This is a genomic window from Labrenzia sp. R5_0 (assembly GCF_017743835.1).
Classification (GTDB): domain Bacteria; phylum Pseudomonadota; class Alphaproteobacteria; order Rhizobiales; family Stappiaceae; genus Roseibium; species Roseibium algicola.
The window spans coordinates 25,435-40,589 of the sequence record NZ_JAGHRK010000007.1 but is presented as its reverse complement, the minus strand read 5'-3'; the positions used below and the strand labels follow the sequence as shown (position 1 = coordinate 40,589).

8 protein-coding genes are annotated in these 15,155 nt (G+C 58.9%); 4 read left to right on the top strand and 4 right to left on the bottom strand.

Translation table 11 applies throughout. The annotated features are described in order from the left end of the window. Positions 1-30 precede the first annotated feature (30 nt). Positions 31-3,276, bottom strand: a complete 3,246-nt coding sequence (locus tag J7447_RS26795) for an AsmA-like C-terminal domain-containing protein (protein WP_209171471.1) — start codon at positions 3,274-3,276, stop codon at positions 31-33. Between the two features lie 245 nt (positions 3,277-3,521). On the opposite strand from J7447_RS26795, the gene bcp reads away from it, so the two are divergent. The 3 genes from bcp (at position 3,522) to J7447_RS26780 (ending at position 6,301) form a co-directional block, all read left to right on the top strand. Further along, positions 3,522-3,989, top strand: coding sequence for a thioredoxin-dependent thiol peroxidase (bcp, locus tag J7447_RS26790; RefSeq protein WP_209171535.1), 468 nt, complete (start codon positions 3,522-3,524; stop codon positions 3,987-3,989). A gap of 56 nt (positions 3,990-4,045) precedes the next feature. Then, the gene (locus tag J7447_RS26785; RefSeq protein WP_209010431.1) at positions 4,046-4,858 is read left to right on the top strand and encodes a ferritin-like domain-containing protein; all 813 of its coding nucleotides are present in this window, start codon (positions 4,046-4,048) and stop codon (positions 4,856-4,858) included. Positions 4,859-4,948: 90 nt separating this feature from the next. Beyond that, a complete protein-coding gene (locus J7447_RS26780) occupies positions 4,949-6,301 on the top strand; it encodes a M23 family metallopeptidase (protein ID WP_209171470.1) in 1,353 nt (450 codons plus the stop codon). Between the two features lie 72 nt (positions 6,302-6,373). Here the strand turns inward: J7447_RS26780 and prfB are convergent. The 3 genes from prfB to J7447_RS26765 form a co-directional block, all read right to left on the bottom strand. Continuing rightward, a protein-coding gene (prfB, locus tag J7447_RS26775) for a peptide chain release factor 2 (protein WP_139314079.1) occupies positions 6,374-7,505 on the bottom strand; the annotation gives its coding sequence in 2 pieces (ribosomal slippage) (positions 6,374-7,438 and positions 7,440-7,505; 1,131 coding nt in all). A gap of 160 nt (positions 7,506-7,665) precedes the next feature. Further along, positions 7,666-10,137 (bottom strand): penicillin-binding protein 1A, encoded by a 2,472-nt coding sequence (locus J7447_RS26770; protein ID WP_035909305.1) that lies wholly within the window; start codon positions 10,135-10,137, stop codon positions 7,666-7,668. A gap of 188 nt (positions 10,138-10,325) precedes the next feature. Then, positions 10,326-11,603: an N-acetylmuramoyl-L-alanine amidase gene (locus J7447_RS26765; protein WP_055656584.1), complete on the bottom strand. Its 1,278-nt coding sequence runs from the start codon at positions 11,601-11,603 to the stop codon at positions 10,326-10,328. Positions 11,604-12,291: 688 nt separating this feature from the next. Here J7447_RS26765 and J7447_RS26760 point away from each other — a divergent pair. Then, positions 12,292-15,114 carry a ribonuclease E/G gene (locus tag J7447_RS26760; RefSeq protein ID WP_209171469.1) on the top strand — a complete coding sequence of 941 codons (2,823 nt, stop codon included), beginning with the start codon at positions 12,292-12,294 and terminating at the stop codon, positions 15,112-15,114. Positions 15,115-15,155 lie beyond the last annotated feature (41 nt).

Here is a 15,155-nt window from a genome sequence, read left to right as displayed (position 1 = left end):
GGTGCGCCAGACATTGGCTGGTGCGATTGCTCAGTTCGCCTGAAACTCGAACATCTTGCGGAAAATGCCCGGCGCTATCGCCGAAATCGGGTTGACCGAGAGCACCGGGTCGGACACCGAACCAGACAAGCGATAGGTCACACCGATCAGGCCTTCTCCGGAATTGCCGCCGAGCGCAAAGCCCAGCAGCGGGATCTTGGCGAAGAAATTATTGAGAGCGTAGATCGGCACGAAGGTACCGGTAAGATTGAGCGTCTGCTGCGACAGGTCCACCGAGCCGCTGACAGTTCCTCCCAGTGCGTTGCCTTGGAGAGCCCCGCGACTGATGGTCAGCAATTCGCCTTCCCGTGAGAAATTGATATCCAGAGTTTCGAAACTGGCGGTGTCCGCAGCTTCGTTGGTATTGATCGCACGCCCGTCCGGGATGCGATTGGAGTGGTTCTGCTCGCGAATACGCTGAATGGCCGGATCTTCCGTGATCCGCAGTGAGCGCACGTTGAAATCGCCGACCCAGCTGTTCTCGTCGGCCATCGCCACATTCAGGACCCCGGTTCCACCGCGCATACGCTTGTAGAGGTCGAGAAAACGCAGTGTTGCGCCTGTGTTTGCAAAACGGCCAATTGCCGCCTGCGTGCCGCCCTGGTCCGTCACCGTGAATTCGAAATTCGCACGGCCGTTCACAAGTCCCTTCAAGTCCGCAGAGACCAGTCCCTTGGCACCGGTATCGATCTTGCCCGAGAATTTCTCGATCGCCTGATTATTGAACCCGGTAACACGATCAATATTGGCGGCAATTCTTGCACCGCCCGAAAAATCACCGGCTCCCTTGCTGCCACCAGGGCTCCGCATGCTCTTGATCAGGCCGCGCCCGTCAAAGGAAGATCCGGCGAAGATGATGTCGTAGCGTCCGTCCGTCGCCTTCTGGATATCGACTTCGACATTGTCGCCCGGACGCAGCTTGAATGTATTGAACGATGCGCTGACAAGATCGCCGGCCATCGACAGTTGCATCGAACCGGCAACATCGACGCCCTCTGATACCAGCTTGAAGTCCTTCACACGGCGCTGTGTGTCCGTCTCAACCAGCTTGAAAGACGCCGTTGCGGGAACACCCTTGGCTTTTTGCCAGCCGAGCGCCTGCAGCCGGACATCCGTCTGTTTCAAGTCGATGACGAATTCCTGTCCGTCGCTGACCTTTGCAACGCTCAACGTCATGTTGCCTTGGAGAAAGGCGGTCAGATCCACCCCCTTCTCTTTCAGCTGCTTCGCGTTGAGCGCAACAACAACATCCTGTCGTGCCGCAACACCGGATTCGCCCAAGGGCACCACAAGGTCGATATCGGCCTGCAATCCGTCGAGTATCCCCTTGCCGGTAATCGCGACCTGATCCTTGTTGGCCTCAAGCGCAACATCCGACTTGCGCACCGTGTGCCCCATGATCGGATTGCTGTCCGAGAAATTCGTCAGACGGCCTGTCGCCTGCCAGTCGATATCGGCAAGATCGATTTCATTGCCCAAGGGAAACGAAGCCGTGATTTCAAGTTCTCCCGCCCCTTCGACGCCATCATTCTTGAGATCAGCCCGGTCCAGCACGCGGAAAGGCGCACTGTTGACCATCGCACCGAGGTCGCTCGCCGATCCCTCCATGCGGGTCTTCACGCTTGCCATCTTGCCGTCCCGCAAAGGCAGGTTCTGGATCGCGAAGACACCATCCGGCAGGGTAACCTCGCCACCACTTGCGGCCGTCGCCGTTCCGCCTGTCGCGGTCACGGTCAGTGTCTCGTTTTCAATTGTGAGCGTACCGTCGAGGCCATCAATCTGCGGAACGTCCCCAACAGGCGTGACTGCGCCATCGGAAAACGTCATGTCCAGGCGCATGTCGTCCCCCGCCCAGCCCGGGTCCGGATCCCGCGGATCAAATGCCGGAGGGCGGAGCGCGCCCGTATAGGAAACGGTCTCGATCAAGCCGCCTTTCAGGCGCTCGATGATCCAGCGGCGCGCCGGCGGCACAAGCGTAATCGGCCAGAGCTGCTTTGCCACTGCAACCGGTATCAACTCCCCATCAGCGGCCAGCGCCAGATAAGGTCCTTCCGGAGTAATCTGCAGCGAGGCGACACCATGCACGACGGCCTTGCCCGAGCGAGCCGTGAAGCGGTCGACGGAGAGCAGTTTTTCAAGCGGATCGAAACGCGCACGAATCTGGACTCCGTCCAGCATATGCGGCTCTTCGGGAACATCAGCTGAACCGAACTGCGGATATTCCGAATCCAGCTTGATCTGCCACTCGGGACTATCTCCAGCAACCGGCGAAACAGACCCCGTGAAGAAGATGCGTGAATTGCCGCGAATGACGTGCGAACTGGTAATTTCAATTGCGTCTTGTCCCGCCTCAAACAACAGGGACAGTGCTGCATCGTCAAAAGCGACCAGTGTCTTGCCAAGCTGGAACCAGCCGTTGCGCACACGTGCTACCGCATTGGCGGAGACGAACTTGCCATCGCCTGTCAGTCTGCTCTCGATTTTGGCGGAGGCCGGAAGTCCCAGCCCCTTGCCCTGCACCGATTTCGCGTTTGGCCCCAGCAGTTCGGCAAGAGTGATTCCGTTGACCACGACCCCGATGCTCTTGGCATTCGCACCCGGCGGGGCGTTGCGCGCCAGCTCCAGTCTCCAGGTGGAGATATTGCCGGCAACTCGCGCGAAGGCCCGTATCGAGCGGTTGTCGTCACGCAGGATGTCCGCGTCAATGCCTCGGTATCGTCTGGGAATGGAACCGGCCAACTCGAAAGAAGCGTCACGGATCTTGACGAAGCTGAGGCCTCGGCGGGCAAACTGGTCGTCCACTACATCGCTGACCCTGTCAACGGCTTCCATGAGCGGCCCCATTTCCGGAAACTTCGCCGGCCCGCCCGCCAGGACAATCCGCACATGGGGCCTTGTCAGGATTAGAGACGAAAAATGGAGCTTGCCGGAGAGCAGTGCATCCCGGTTCAGCGGCGCAGTCAGTTCAGGAAGACTGATGCTTACAGGTGACCCACCGGCGATCTCCGCCCTGGCATCCGAAATCAGGATATTGATGCCGTCCGGCGCAGTAAAATCGACACTGGCACTGCCAATGGAAAGTTCAACCTGCCCTCGGGTACCTTGATAGGCCAGCAGGCTGCCTAGAAGCGGAATGTGCACCGGCCCAGTTGCAAACAGAATGGCGATGCCGGCAACAAGACCAACCAGAACGGCGGCGACGACGTAGCGCAAGCGCTTGCGTTTTTTCGGCGTCACTTTGGCCGTGTCCTGAGATCCGCCGGTTTTAGGCAAATACGTCAATCCAATCTTTCGCCTGCATGCGTAAGACAGGCGCTTGGGTTCGGGTTCGGAGCAAAGCGCCGGGTTACCTCACTACAGCTCCGGACGAGTCGCTGAGCGATTGATGATACTGCGAAAGCTTTGCTAAAAGCGACCGCAGCCATTGTAGACGCAGCCGGAAACCGGCATTAACGCACAAACTTTGACAGAAGGAAGGCATGATGAGCGAATTGGTCGTCGGGGATGTCGCACCGGATTTCGAACTGGAAGGTGATGGCGGCAACAGGGTGTCGCTGAGCGCCCTTAAAGGAAAACCCGTCGTAGTGTATTTTTATCCCAAGGATGACACGCCGGGCTGCACAAAGGAGGCTATTGCCTTCACTGAACAGTCCGATGCATTTGCCAAACTTGGCGTGACCATTATCGGGCTCTCGCCTGACACAGCCGCCAAACACGACAAGTTCATCGCCAAGCACAATCTGGCGATCAGACTGGGGGCGGACACGGAAAAGAAAGTCGCGGAGGCCTATGGGGTCTGGGTGGAAAAATCCATGTACGGCAAGAAATACATGGGTGTGGAACGCACCACCTTTCTCGTCGGTGCAGACGGCAAGATCGCCGAAGTCTGGCGCAAGGTGAAAGTTCCAGGGCACGCGGATGCCGTTCTTGAGGCTGCGCGGGCCCTGTGAGTTCCCCACTGGAAACGGCAACCGGCAGCGCCAGGGTGGTGACCGGAAGGGACAACTTGCCGCACACTCTGGTTGCCGGAGCGCGAGCGATCGTGTGCGCTTCCGATACAGCCGAAAAAGTGCGGCTTGCCTATGCTGTCTCAAGGGCCTGGTTTCAGCGTGAACTCGCTCTCGGATCTCCCTCGAGAGATGGTGCGATGCCGGATCGGCCGGGCCGGCCGGAAAAACCTGTTCTGCTTGCACCGCGAGACATGCCAAAACGCAGCTTGAAGGGCAAGGCGGGCCGCCTTGCCCTGATTCACTCCCTGGCACACATCGAGCTCAACGCAGTGGACCTGACATGGGATCTGATCGGACGCTTCGCGCACGTCAGGCTGCCCAGGTCCTACTATGACGACTGGGTGCGGGTCGGGCTTGAGGAAGCCAAGCATTTTGCCATGCTGCAGGAGCGCCTGGCGAAACTGGACGCCACCTACGGAGACCTGCCTGCCCACGACGGTCTCTGGCAGGCTGCGCAGGACACCGGACACGACCTTGCCGCCCGCCTTGCCATCATCCCGTTGGTACTCGAGGCAAGAGGCCTCGACATCACGCCACCGATGATCGAAAAGGCCCGCGAAATCGATGACGAAGACACCGCCAAATGTCTCGACATCATCTATCGAGACGAGAAAAACCACGTCGCCTTTGGCGCAAAGTGGTTCCGGTTTCTGTGTGACCGGCAGGGAATCAGGCCTGAGTCGGCATTCCACACCTACGTGCGCCGTCACTTCAGGGGTCCGTTAAAACCTCCCTTCAACGATCGTGCGCGGTCCGAAGCCGGACTAACTCCCGGTTTTTACAAGCCTCTTGCGCCTCTCATCGGATAAATTTCACAACCGTGAAGACGAATTATTAACCTTACCAAATTCTAATCAGGCTCAGATCTTTTGCAGAATGCAGGCAGTGACTGAGTGACAATGCAACAGCGCCAAGAATCGACGCGGACCTATCAAGCCCCCCGGACAGAGCCACATCATCCGGTTCTGGAAAAGGGCGAGAAGACGACCACGTACAGTGTAAGGCCGGTTCATCTTATTTGCGGTGCAATCGGCTGCGTGACGGCAACCTTGGCGGTTGCAGGCACAATTGGCTACTACGCTCTGCGCAGTGACATGATGGCCGAGGCCAGCGCTGAAAGAACCGAGCTGGTGCTGGAGTATCAGGACCACATCGACCGCCTGCGTACCGAGATTGCAAATCTGACGAGCCGCCAGATGGTCGACAGGGAAACCGTCGAGATCCAGGTGATGGACGTTCTGCGCCGGCAGCAAGACCTCAATCAGCGCCATGCCATCGTGGCCGACCTGGTTGCCAGGGCGGAAAGCGTCGGTATCTACCTCAGCAACGACAAGCCCCTGCCCCCGGAAAAACCTTCACTCGACGAGCGCAACCTCGCCTCTCTGGATGGTAGCGACAAGTCTGCAATCGGCGGCGAAAGCGAGTTGATCGAGGAACCGGTAAAGGCCTTGGGATTGCGCGACGGCTCCACAAGATCCTTCGATCCACTGGCTATTCTGCAGCAGCCGGCTGCCGATACCGCAACGCCGGATGCCGACGTAAAAAAAAACTCTGAGAAACAGGCTGCCCTCGACGCGGTAAAGGCCGACATCTCCATGATGGACGAAGAAAGCACGGCCGCCGTCGATGCGATCACCATCGCGACGGAAGGCCGTATTGAGGACATCCTCCGCATCACGCGCTCTATTACGCCTGGTCTCAACGCCACACTGCGTGAAAAGACCTCCCTCGGCGGCCCGTTCCAGCCGATCAACGACGAGAACTTTCCAGACCGCCTGGACCGTGCAAACACAGCCCTGGACACTCTGCGCCGCGTGAAATTTACCGCACTGCGTCTGCCGATCAAACGGCCGGTCCGGAACGGCTCCGTGTCAAGCACTTACGGTCCTCGGGTTGATCCGTTCCTGGGTCGGCTGGCCATGCACACCGGCATCGACTTCAAGGCCCCTTACGGCGCACGCGTATTCGCAACGGCACCCGGCACAATAATCAGCGCGGGACGTAATGGTGGCTACGGCAAGATGGTGGAGATCCGTCATGCGAACGGGTTCGTCACCCGCTATGCCCATATGAGCCGCATTCAGGTATCGGAAGGTGACCATGTTCTGGCGGGCGACCTCGTCGGCAATGTCGGCTCCACCGGTCGCTCCACTGGTCCGCATCTCCACTACGAGATCCGCCGGCATGACAAGCCCGGCAATCCGGCAGCTTTCCTGGCGGCAGGCGATCGCTTCTCGGCACTCGACCTTTGAAGAGTGAAAAAGGCCGAAACAAAAAAACGGGGCCGAATGGCCCCGCTTTCATTTGTATTTTCCACTGTGCCTTTAGTCGATATCGGCGACTTCGACCGGATCTCCACCAAAGACGCGCTGTGCCAGCGCAGCTTCCATGAATTCATCCAGATCGCCATCGAGAACATCGCCCGGAGACGTGCTCTCAACGCCCGTGCGCAGATCCTTGACCAACTGATAGGGCTGAAGCACGTAGGAGCGGATCTGGTGCCCCCAGCCGATGTCGGTTTTCGAGGCAGCTTCGGCGTTGGCCGCTTCTTCGCGCTTCTTCAACTCCGCTTCATAAAGGCGGGCCTTCAGCATCGACCAGGCCGTTGCCCGGTTCTTGTGCTGTGAGCGCTCGGACTGACACTGCACCACGATACCGGTTGGCTGGTGCGTGATACGCACGGCGGAGTCGGTCGTGTTGACGTGCTGACCACCTGCACCGGAGGCGCGGTAGGTATCAATGCGGCAATCACTCTCGTTGATGTCGATCTCGATGGAATCGTCAATCACCGGATAGACCCACGCACTAGAGAAGCTGGTGTGGCGGCGGGCGTTGCTGTCATAGGGCGAAATCCGCACGAGGCGATGCACGCCCGATTCGGTCTTAAGCCAGCCATAGGCATTCTCGCCCTTGATCAGCAAGGTCGCAGACTTGATGCCCGCTTCTTCACCGTCATGATATTCCAGCACTTCGACCTTGAAGCCCCGCTTTTCCGCCCACCGGCGGTACATGCGAAGCAACATGGACGCCCAGTCCTGGCTCTCGGTGCCGCCGGCACCGGAGTTGATTTCCAGGTACGTGTCGTTCGCATCGGCCTCACCGGACAGCAGCGAATTGAGCTGCAACTGGTTGACCTTGCCTTTGAGACCACGAAGCGCTTCCTCGGCATCGGTAATGACGGACTTGTCGTCTTCCATCTCGCCGAGTTCAATCAGTTCGATATTGTCGGAAAGGTCCTGCTCCAGCGACTTGATGCCACCAATGCTGTCATCAAGCTGCTGACGCTCGCGCATCAGCTTCTGGGCCTTGGACGGCTCATTCCAGAGGTTCGGATCTTCGGAAAGAGCGTTCAGCTCTTCCAGTCGGACGACGGCCTGATCCCAGTCAAAGATGCCTCCTCAGCAGGCTTATGGCCTGCTTGATTTCATCGACGATCGCTTCCATTTCGGCGCGCATCGGATACCTCGCTTTTGATGTGAAGCGGCCCGGTCTCCTGCAAGAGGCACCGGGCCGAGAATTGGAGCGGGACATTACCCAAGCAGGACTTCGCTGTAAACCGTCGAAAAGGATCTCGCGATGACCTGACAGTCAGCCAGCCCCTGCTAGGCAAGGCGGGTTAGTAAAGACCGCCTGTGCCGACCGTAACGGCCTGCTGCGCTTCCGGAGAAACTGCAGTCGGAACTCCCATTGTGTCCTGGAACCCGATGACGGAGTAACTGTCCGGCGGGGCCATACCCGGCTTGAAGGCTTCCAGGATCGAACCCGGATCACCGGCAGCGGTTCTAAGACCGGTGCGGCGGTTGATCGGGATCAGCTGAAGACCCTTGGGTACACGGAATTCCACCGGCGGCTTGTCGGCCAGAGCAGTCTTGACGAACTCGGTGAAGATCGGCGCCGCCACCTGACCGCCGGTTGCCCCGCGGCCCATCGGTTTCGGATTGTCGAAGCCCACAAACACGCCGACCGCAAGATCCGGCGTAAAGCCCATGAACCAGGCGTCTTTTTCGTCGTTGGTGGTACCTGTCTTGCCGGCGACCGGACGACCAACCGCACGAACGGACGTTGCCGTACCGCGCTGAACCACGCCTTCCATCATCGATGTGATTTGATAGGCAGTCATCGGGTCAAGCACCTGCTCGCGGTCGTCGATCAGGGTCGGTTCGTCCTGGCCTTCCCACACATCCTGCGTACAGCCGTCACAGATACGGCTGTCATGCTTGTAGATGGTACGGCCGTAACGGTCCTGAATACGGTCGATCAGCGTCGGTCGAACTTTCCTGCCGCCATTTGCGATGGTCGCATAAGCGGTGGTCAGCCGCAGCACGGTGGTTTCCCCCGCACCAAGTGACATGGACAGAACCGGAAGCATGTTGTCGTAGATGCCGAAACGCTTCGCATATTCTGCGACCAGCGGCATGCCCATGTCCTGAGCGAGCCGAACAGTCATGACGTTCCGTGACAGCTCGATACCTGTGCGCAGGGTCGACGGACCGTAGAATTTGCCGCCGTAGTTCTGCGGGCGCCACGTGCCGAGACCCGGGCCCTGGCTGATTTCCAGAGGCGCGTCCATGATCACGGAAGACGGCGTGTAACCGTTGTCGAGAGCGGCAGCGTAAAGGAATGGCTTGAAGGACGATCCAGGCTGCCGGTAGGCCTGCGTTGCACGGTTGAATTCGCTCTGTGCAAAGCTGAAACCACCGACAAGTGCAAGGACACGGCCGGTATAGGGATCCATCGCCACCAGAGCGCCCGACACCTTCGGGATCTGACGAAGTTCATAGGTTCCCGGCGCAACCGGGCTTTCCTGAACATAAACAACATCGCCAGGCGTCAGCACATCGGAAACGGCGCTCGGTGCCCTGCCCTTGACCCGGGCCCATTTCATGGTGCTCAGGAACAACGGGCCGGTCTTGCGTTCTTCGGAAAGCTGGCCACTGACCTGCCGTTCCGGCTGAACGCCAATCTTGGCCTCTTCGCCGCCGGCTTCCAGAACCACTGCGAGCTTCCACTCCGGCAGATCGCTCAGGGCTTCCACCTTGGCCAGATCGATGCCCCAGTCGGCACCAAGGGTGATCTTGTCGACAGGGCCATTCCAGCTGCCACGTTGGTGGTCGAAGGCAATCAAGCCGTCCATCAACGACTTGCGGGCCAGTTTCTGCATTTCTGGGTCAAGCGTCGACCGCACCGAAAGCCCGCCTTCGTACAGGCGCTTGTCGCCGAAGATGTCGGCCACTTCGCGGCGGACTTCTTCAGTGAAGTACTCGGCGGCAAACAGGCGAGATCCGGTTTCACGCGGCTTGACGACAATCGGTTTCTGTTTGGCTTCCTCGCCGTCCTGGGCGCTTACGTAACCATCTGCGATCATACGATCGATCACGTAGTTGCGGCGCGCAATGGCGGCCTCTGTCTTCCTGTAAGGATGATAGTTGCTCGGACCTTTCGGCAGCGCTGCCATATAGGCGATTTCTTCAAGCGACAGTTCGTGAACCGACTTGTCGAAATAGATCAGCGAAGCGGCTGCGACGCCGTAGGCCCCGAAGCCGAAATAGATCTCGTTGAGATAAAGCTCGAGAATTTCGTCCTTGGTGTAGGCCTGCTCGATGCGCAGGGAAAGGACCGCTTCCTTCACCTTGCGCTCATACGCGGCGGAACGGCGTTCACGCTCTTCGCTCACGAGATCGGACAAGAGGAAGTTCTTTGCGACCTGCTGCGTGATGGTCGAAGCACCTTCCGGACGACGGCCGGACCCATAGTTCTGGATGAAACGCACCGCCGCACGGGCGATGCCCTCCGGGTCAACACCGATGTGGGTGTAGAAATTCTTGTCTTCGGCTGCGACAAACGCCTGCTTGACGCGATCCGGGATTGCCTGGATCGGCAGGAACATGCGCCTCTGAGTCGCGTATTCGGCCATAAGACTACCGTCAGCGGCATGCACACGCGTCATGACCGGTGGCTCATAGTTCTTCAGGGCCGTATAATCCGGCAGATCCTTCGTCAGGTCCTGCAGGTACATCCAGACCCCGGCGGCAATCAGCAGCGCAAAGATCGCGCCGATTCCGAACAGGTAGCCAAAAAACTTCACCAAAAATTTCATACCGCGGGCTCGTCTTTCCCCGTTCTTAGCGCTTCCAGCTTTTTAACACGGAAACATTTGCTCAGCATCACCGATGCCGACAGTCGCACAAACTTGTCTGCCTTCCTCGTGCACCAATATGGCGATGCTGAGGCAATCGCCAGTGCTAACCTGCCATTTTGAAAGCAATGCAAGGATTTTTACTGTGACGGTGCTGCTTGTTGCCGCGCAAGCCGCGGCCGGAAAAATCCGTGAACAGCCTCGGTCATGGCATTCGCCATGCGTTCACGCCATTCGTCGGAAATCAGAAGCTTCTCGTCATGTTCGTTGGAGAGATAGCCGAGCTCGACCAGCACCGAGGGCACATCATGGGCCTTCAACACCCGGAAACCCGCAGAACGATGCGGATTGTTGATCAGCCGGACAGCGCTTTTGAGTTCGTCCACCAGCGACCTGGCGAAATAGACCGAAAACGACCTCGTTTCGCGTCGCGCAAGATCGATCAGGATATCTGTCACCTCTGTTGGCTCTTCCGTCAGATCCACACCGGCGATGACGTCCGACATGTTTTCCGATTGGGCCAGATCTTCGGCCAGTTGGTCCGACGCCCTGTCTGAAATTGTGTAGACGGTCGCGCCACGCGCCAATTTCTGCCCGCGCCGGACAGAATCGGCGTGAATGGAGACGAAGAGATCGGCTTCAAGTTCATGACCGATTTCAACTCGGCGCCCCAGCGGGATGAATGTGTCATCATCCCGGGTAAGTTGAACGTTGTAGAGCCCGCTTTCGTCCAGCTTTTCCTTGAGCAGCTGAGCGAAGTCGAGAACGATCGCCTTTTCGAGAGTTCCGTGGACGCCTGTCGCCCCGGTGTCGATACCGCCATGCCCCGGATCAAGGACGATTAGCGGCTTGTCTCTGTTCTTTGGAGCGGTCAACCGGTCACTTTTCGGTGCGGAATCACTCCCGGCGACGACGCGCTTGGGCCTTGAAGTCTCGACAAAGGTGTCGAATTCGTCGGCTGTCGCGCTGACAAGGTCCACAACAAGCCGCGCAGGCTGGTCATCGACAGCCGGCAGGAAAAATGTCTTGTCGACCTTCACCGGTCCCGTCAGGTCCATCACCACACGGGATCTTCCAACCGCAAAGAGGCCGAAGCGCCAGTCGGTGACAAGCCCTCGCCCGCTCTCGCCAGAATCGGCCGGCAGCGAAAATGTCACTTCGGGAAGGTCAATGATCAGCCGGGCCGGATTGGCAAGGCCGGAGATGGTCGGTGTCACCTGACGGTTCATATCCAGAACGAATCGCGTGCGCGCCTCGTCTCCCGCCACGCGCGCTCCGGTTACCCGGGCCTTTTCCGGTTCGGCAGATGCGGCGCAAGTCAGGCCGGCAAACGCAGCAACGCAGATGCTCAAAACCACTGCGAAAGACGTCGCCAGTCTCAAAACAGTGCCCGGTCCCTGGTCTACTTGCGGTTTCATTCTGTCCTTGAACTCAATTATTTCGGCCATGTCGCTCGAAAACTTCGCGTGTTGAGCCCCCGTCAGCCCTGTCATACGCCATCCGCCACGCAAGGAAAATGCCATATCCAATTCACATTGCTTGCAATGCGCTGCGACGGAACGTAAAAGTACCTTACGGATTTCGGTTTGAAACCGATACCTTTCCAGATAGCTGACATGGGTGTCTATCCACAACGCTATCGCATTCCCAGGCCTTCTAACGACAGAACAGAGGCCGTTCTGCCGCTTAAAGACAAGCCCTGGAAGACAGTGGATCTGGTATCGGCACCTCTTTGAGACCGCCCCGCCTCGCGACGTGTTGCCCTTACAAAACGGCAGTTTCCCCGGCGAGGTTTTCGGCGGCCGTTAGGAGCGGACCCATTCCGGAACCGGATGCAGGCCCATTGGCGAAGCCAGGCTGCATACCGGCAGAAGGTACAACGACTTAACTAAAGGGCCTGCGTTGCCTGAAGGACCCGCGCGATGCACATGGTGATCAACATACAGCAAGGTACCGCTTCAGCGGCTGCCTTCGTTGATCATACGACCGCGCCGGGCGCAGACGCTCTTTCTCATCTTAGCAAAACAAATACGGCAGACATCCTCCTGCTGCGCGATGCGCGTTTCGCACATGCGCCCATGAGTGCTGCCGTGGAGAAGTTCAATAATGGCAAACAAAATGCTGATCGACGCGGGCCACCCGGAAGAGACCCGGGTCGTCGTCGTGCGTGGCAATCGGGTTGAAGAATTCGACTTTGAAGCAGCTAATCGGAAGCAACTGCGCGGAAACATATATCTTGCCAAGGTAACCCGGGTCGAACCGTCCCTGCAGGCCGCATTCGTCGAATATGGCGGAAATCGCCACGGGTTCCTCGCTTTCAGCGAAATTCACCCTGACTACTATCAGATCCCTGTTGCCGACCGGGAAGCACTTCTGGCTGCGGAAGCAGCCGACAGACAGCGTGATGATTCGGACGGTGAAGAAAAACCAAAGCGCCGCCGCCGCTCCCGTGCAGCACGAAACGAGGCTGCTGAAACCGTTGCCAGCGACAAGGTTGAGGCGGATGCCTCCGAAGACACCGCAGAAGGCGACGAAGAGGCCGTAAAGGCCACAGAAGATACTGACGCAGTTTCCGAAGAGACCTCTGCCGACGAAACGGATGGCGAAGGCGTATCGGCGCGCAGCACAGACGAAGACGCCTCCGACGAAGAAGAAGACGAAGCATCCTCTTCCGAGGAAGAAGCAGACGAAGAAGAAGAGGCTCCGGTTCGCTCGCGTGGCCGCGGGCGCGGCCGTCGCCGCCAGCGTCAGAACGATGATGACGATGATGCCGACAATGATGTCGATGCCGTCGAATCCGTCGGCGCGGAAGATGCGATGGAAGAAGTTCCTGAGCGCATTATCCCGCTGCGCAAGCAATACAAGATTCAGGAAGTCATCAAGCGCCGCCAGATCATTCTGGTGCAGGTGGTCAAGGAAGAGCGCGGCAACAAGGGCGCCGCACTGACGACCTACCTGTCGCTCGCAGGCCGCTATTCCGTGCTGATGCCGAACACCGCTCGTGGCGGCGGCATTTCGCGCAAAATTACCCAGCCGACTGACCGCAAGCGCCTGAAGAAGATCGCCTCCGAACTGGATGTGCCGGAAGGCATGGGCGTGATCCTGCGCACCGCCGGTGCAAGCCGGACGAAGGCCGAGATCAAGCGCGACTTCGAATACCTGATGCGGCTTTGGGAAAACGTTCGCGAGCTGACCTTGAAATCCAGTGCTCCAAGCCTCGTCTATGAGGAAGGCAGTCTGGTCAAGCGATCGATCCGCGACCTCTACAACAAGGACATCAACGAGGTCCTTGTTGCGGGCGAAGAAGGCTACCGCGAGGCCAAGGACTTCATGCGCATGCTCATGCCGAGCCATGCGAAGAACGTCCAGCCCTACCGCGACCCCTCGCCGCTGTTTATCCGCTACGGCGTCGAACCGCAGCTCGATGCAATGTTCTCGCCGCAGGTAACGCTGAAGTCCGGTGGTTATATCGTCATCAACCAGACCGAAGCTCTGGTCTCGATCGACGTGAACTCCGGCAAGTCAACCCGCGAACACAATATCGAGGACACCGCGCTCCAGACGAACCTGGAAGCGGCGGAAGAAGTGACCCGACAGCTACGCCTGCGCGATCTTGCCGGCCTGATCGTCATCGACTTCATCGACATGGAAGAGTCAAAGAACAATCGGTCGGTCGAACGCAAGCTGAAGGATTGTCTGAAGAACGACCGCGCCCGCATTCAGGTTGGCCGGATCTCGCACTTCGGCCTGCTGGAAATGTCGCGTCAGCGCATCCGCACCGGCGTTCTGGAAAGCTCGACCACGCCTTGCCCGCATTGCCAGGGCACCGGCATGATCCGGTCTGTGGAATCCGTTGCCCTGCACGTGCTGCGTTCGGTTGAGGACAACCTTCTGAAAGGCGCGTCCCACAACCTGATCATTCGCACCACGACGCAGGTAGCGCTCTATATCCTCAACCAGAAACGTTCGAACCTGGTCGATCTGGAAACCCGCTTCGCCATCGATGTCGAAGTGCATGCGGACGACATGGTCAATGGCCAGCTCTACGTTCTGGAGCGCGGTGCACCGGTCGATCGCGACCGTGTGCCGATGCCGGTTCCTGCGATTGTCCAGCCGGATACGATCGAGATCATCGACGAAGACACCGAACAGCCGGACATTGAGGAATTCGCCCAAGAAGACGACAATGACGGCCGCCGCCGGCGCCGCCGGCGCAAGCGCCGGAGGGGTGGTTCCGATAACCAGCAGGACGATGGCGAATCGCGTCAGGTCAACGCCGAGGCAGACGACGCCGACGGCGATGACGAGCAGCCGCAGGAAGCCCGTTCCGGTGGTGATGAGGACGGTGACGATGAACCGCGTCGCAAGCGCCGCCGTGGACGCCGTGGTGGTCGCCGCGGCCGTCGCAACGGTGAAGATATGCAGGCCGAAGGTGGCGCTGAAAACGACCGCGAGACCAATGACGAAACTCGGGAAGCCGCTTCCTCTGAAGACCAGCAGGACGATCAGACCGGTTCTGAAGCCGTAGCCGTCGCCGAAAGCGGTCAGGAAACAGAAGCTGCGGGTGCCGCATCACAAGATGGTGCCCAGGCCGATGAGGCAAAGGCCGTCGATGGCGACACGGTTTCGGACGCTAGCGGCGAAAGCCCTGCGGAAGAAACTGCGCAGCAGGACGGTGCCGCCGTTCCTGTAGAGGCCGATGCGGCAGATGAGACACCGGTGATGGCTGAAGCTGACACCATCGTGGTCGAAACGCCGACTTCCGAACAGCCGATTGCCAGCGAAGCCGACGTCGATGCTGAAGAAGAAGCACCTGCACGCAAGGCGCCGGCCGAGCCTGTCGTAACCAGCGAAACATCTGGAGACGACGACAAGGAAGACAAGCCGAAACGCGGCGGCTGGTGGCAGCGTGGCCGGTCTTTCTTCTGAACCGGCAACATCAACCAGCTTTGAAATGGAAAAGGCGGCCA

What these genes read in the sequence shown, in the direction of transcription:
- J7447_RS26765 (WP_055656584.1), bottom strand. Translation starts at nt 11,603, where the DNA reads ATGAAACCGCAAGTAGACCAGGGACCGGGCACTGTTTTGAGACTGGCG.
- J7447_RS26780 (WP_209171470.1), top strand. Translation starts at nt 4,949, where the DNA reads ATGCAACAGCGCCAAGAATCGACGCGGACCTATCAAGCCCCCCGGACA.
- J7447_RS26760 (WP_209171469.1), top strand. Translation starts at nt 12,292, where the DNA reads ATGGCAAACAAAATGCTGATCGACGCGGGCCACCCGGAAGAGACCCGG.
- bcp (WP_209171535.1), top strand. Translation starts at nt 3,522, where the DNA reads ATGAGCGAATTGGTCGTCGGGGATGTCGCACCGGATTTCGAACTGGAA.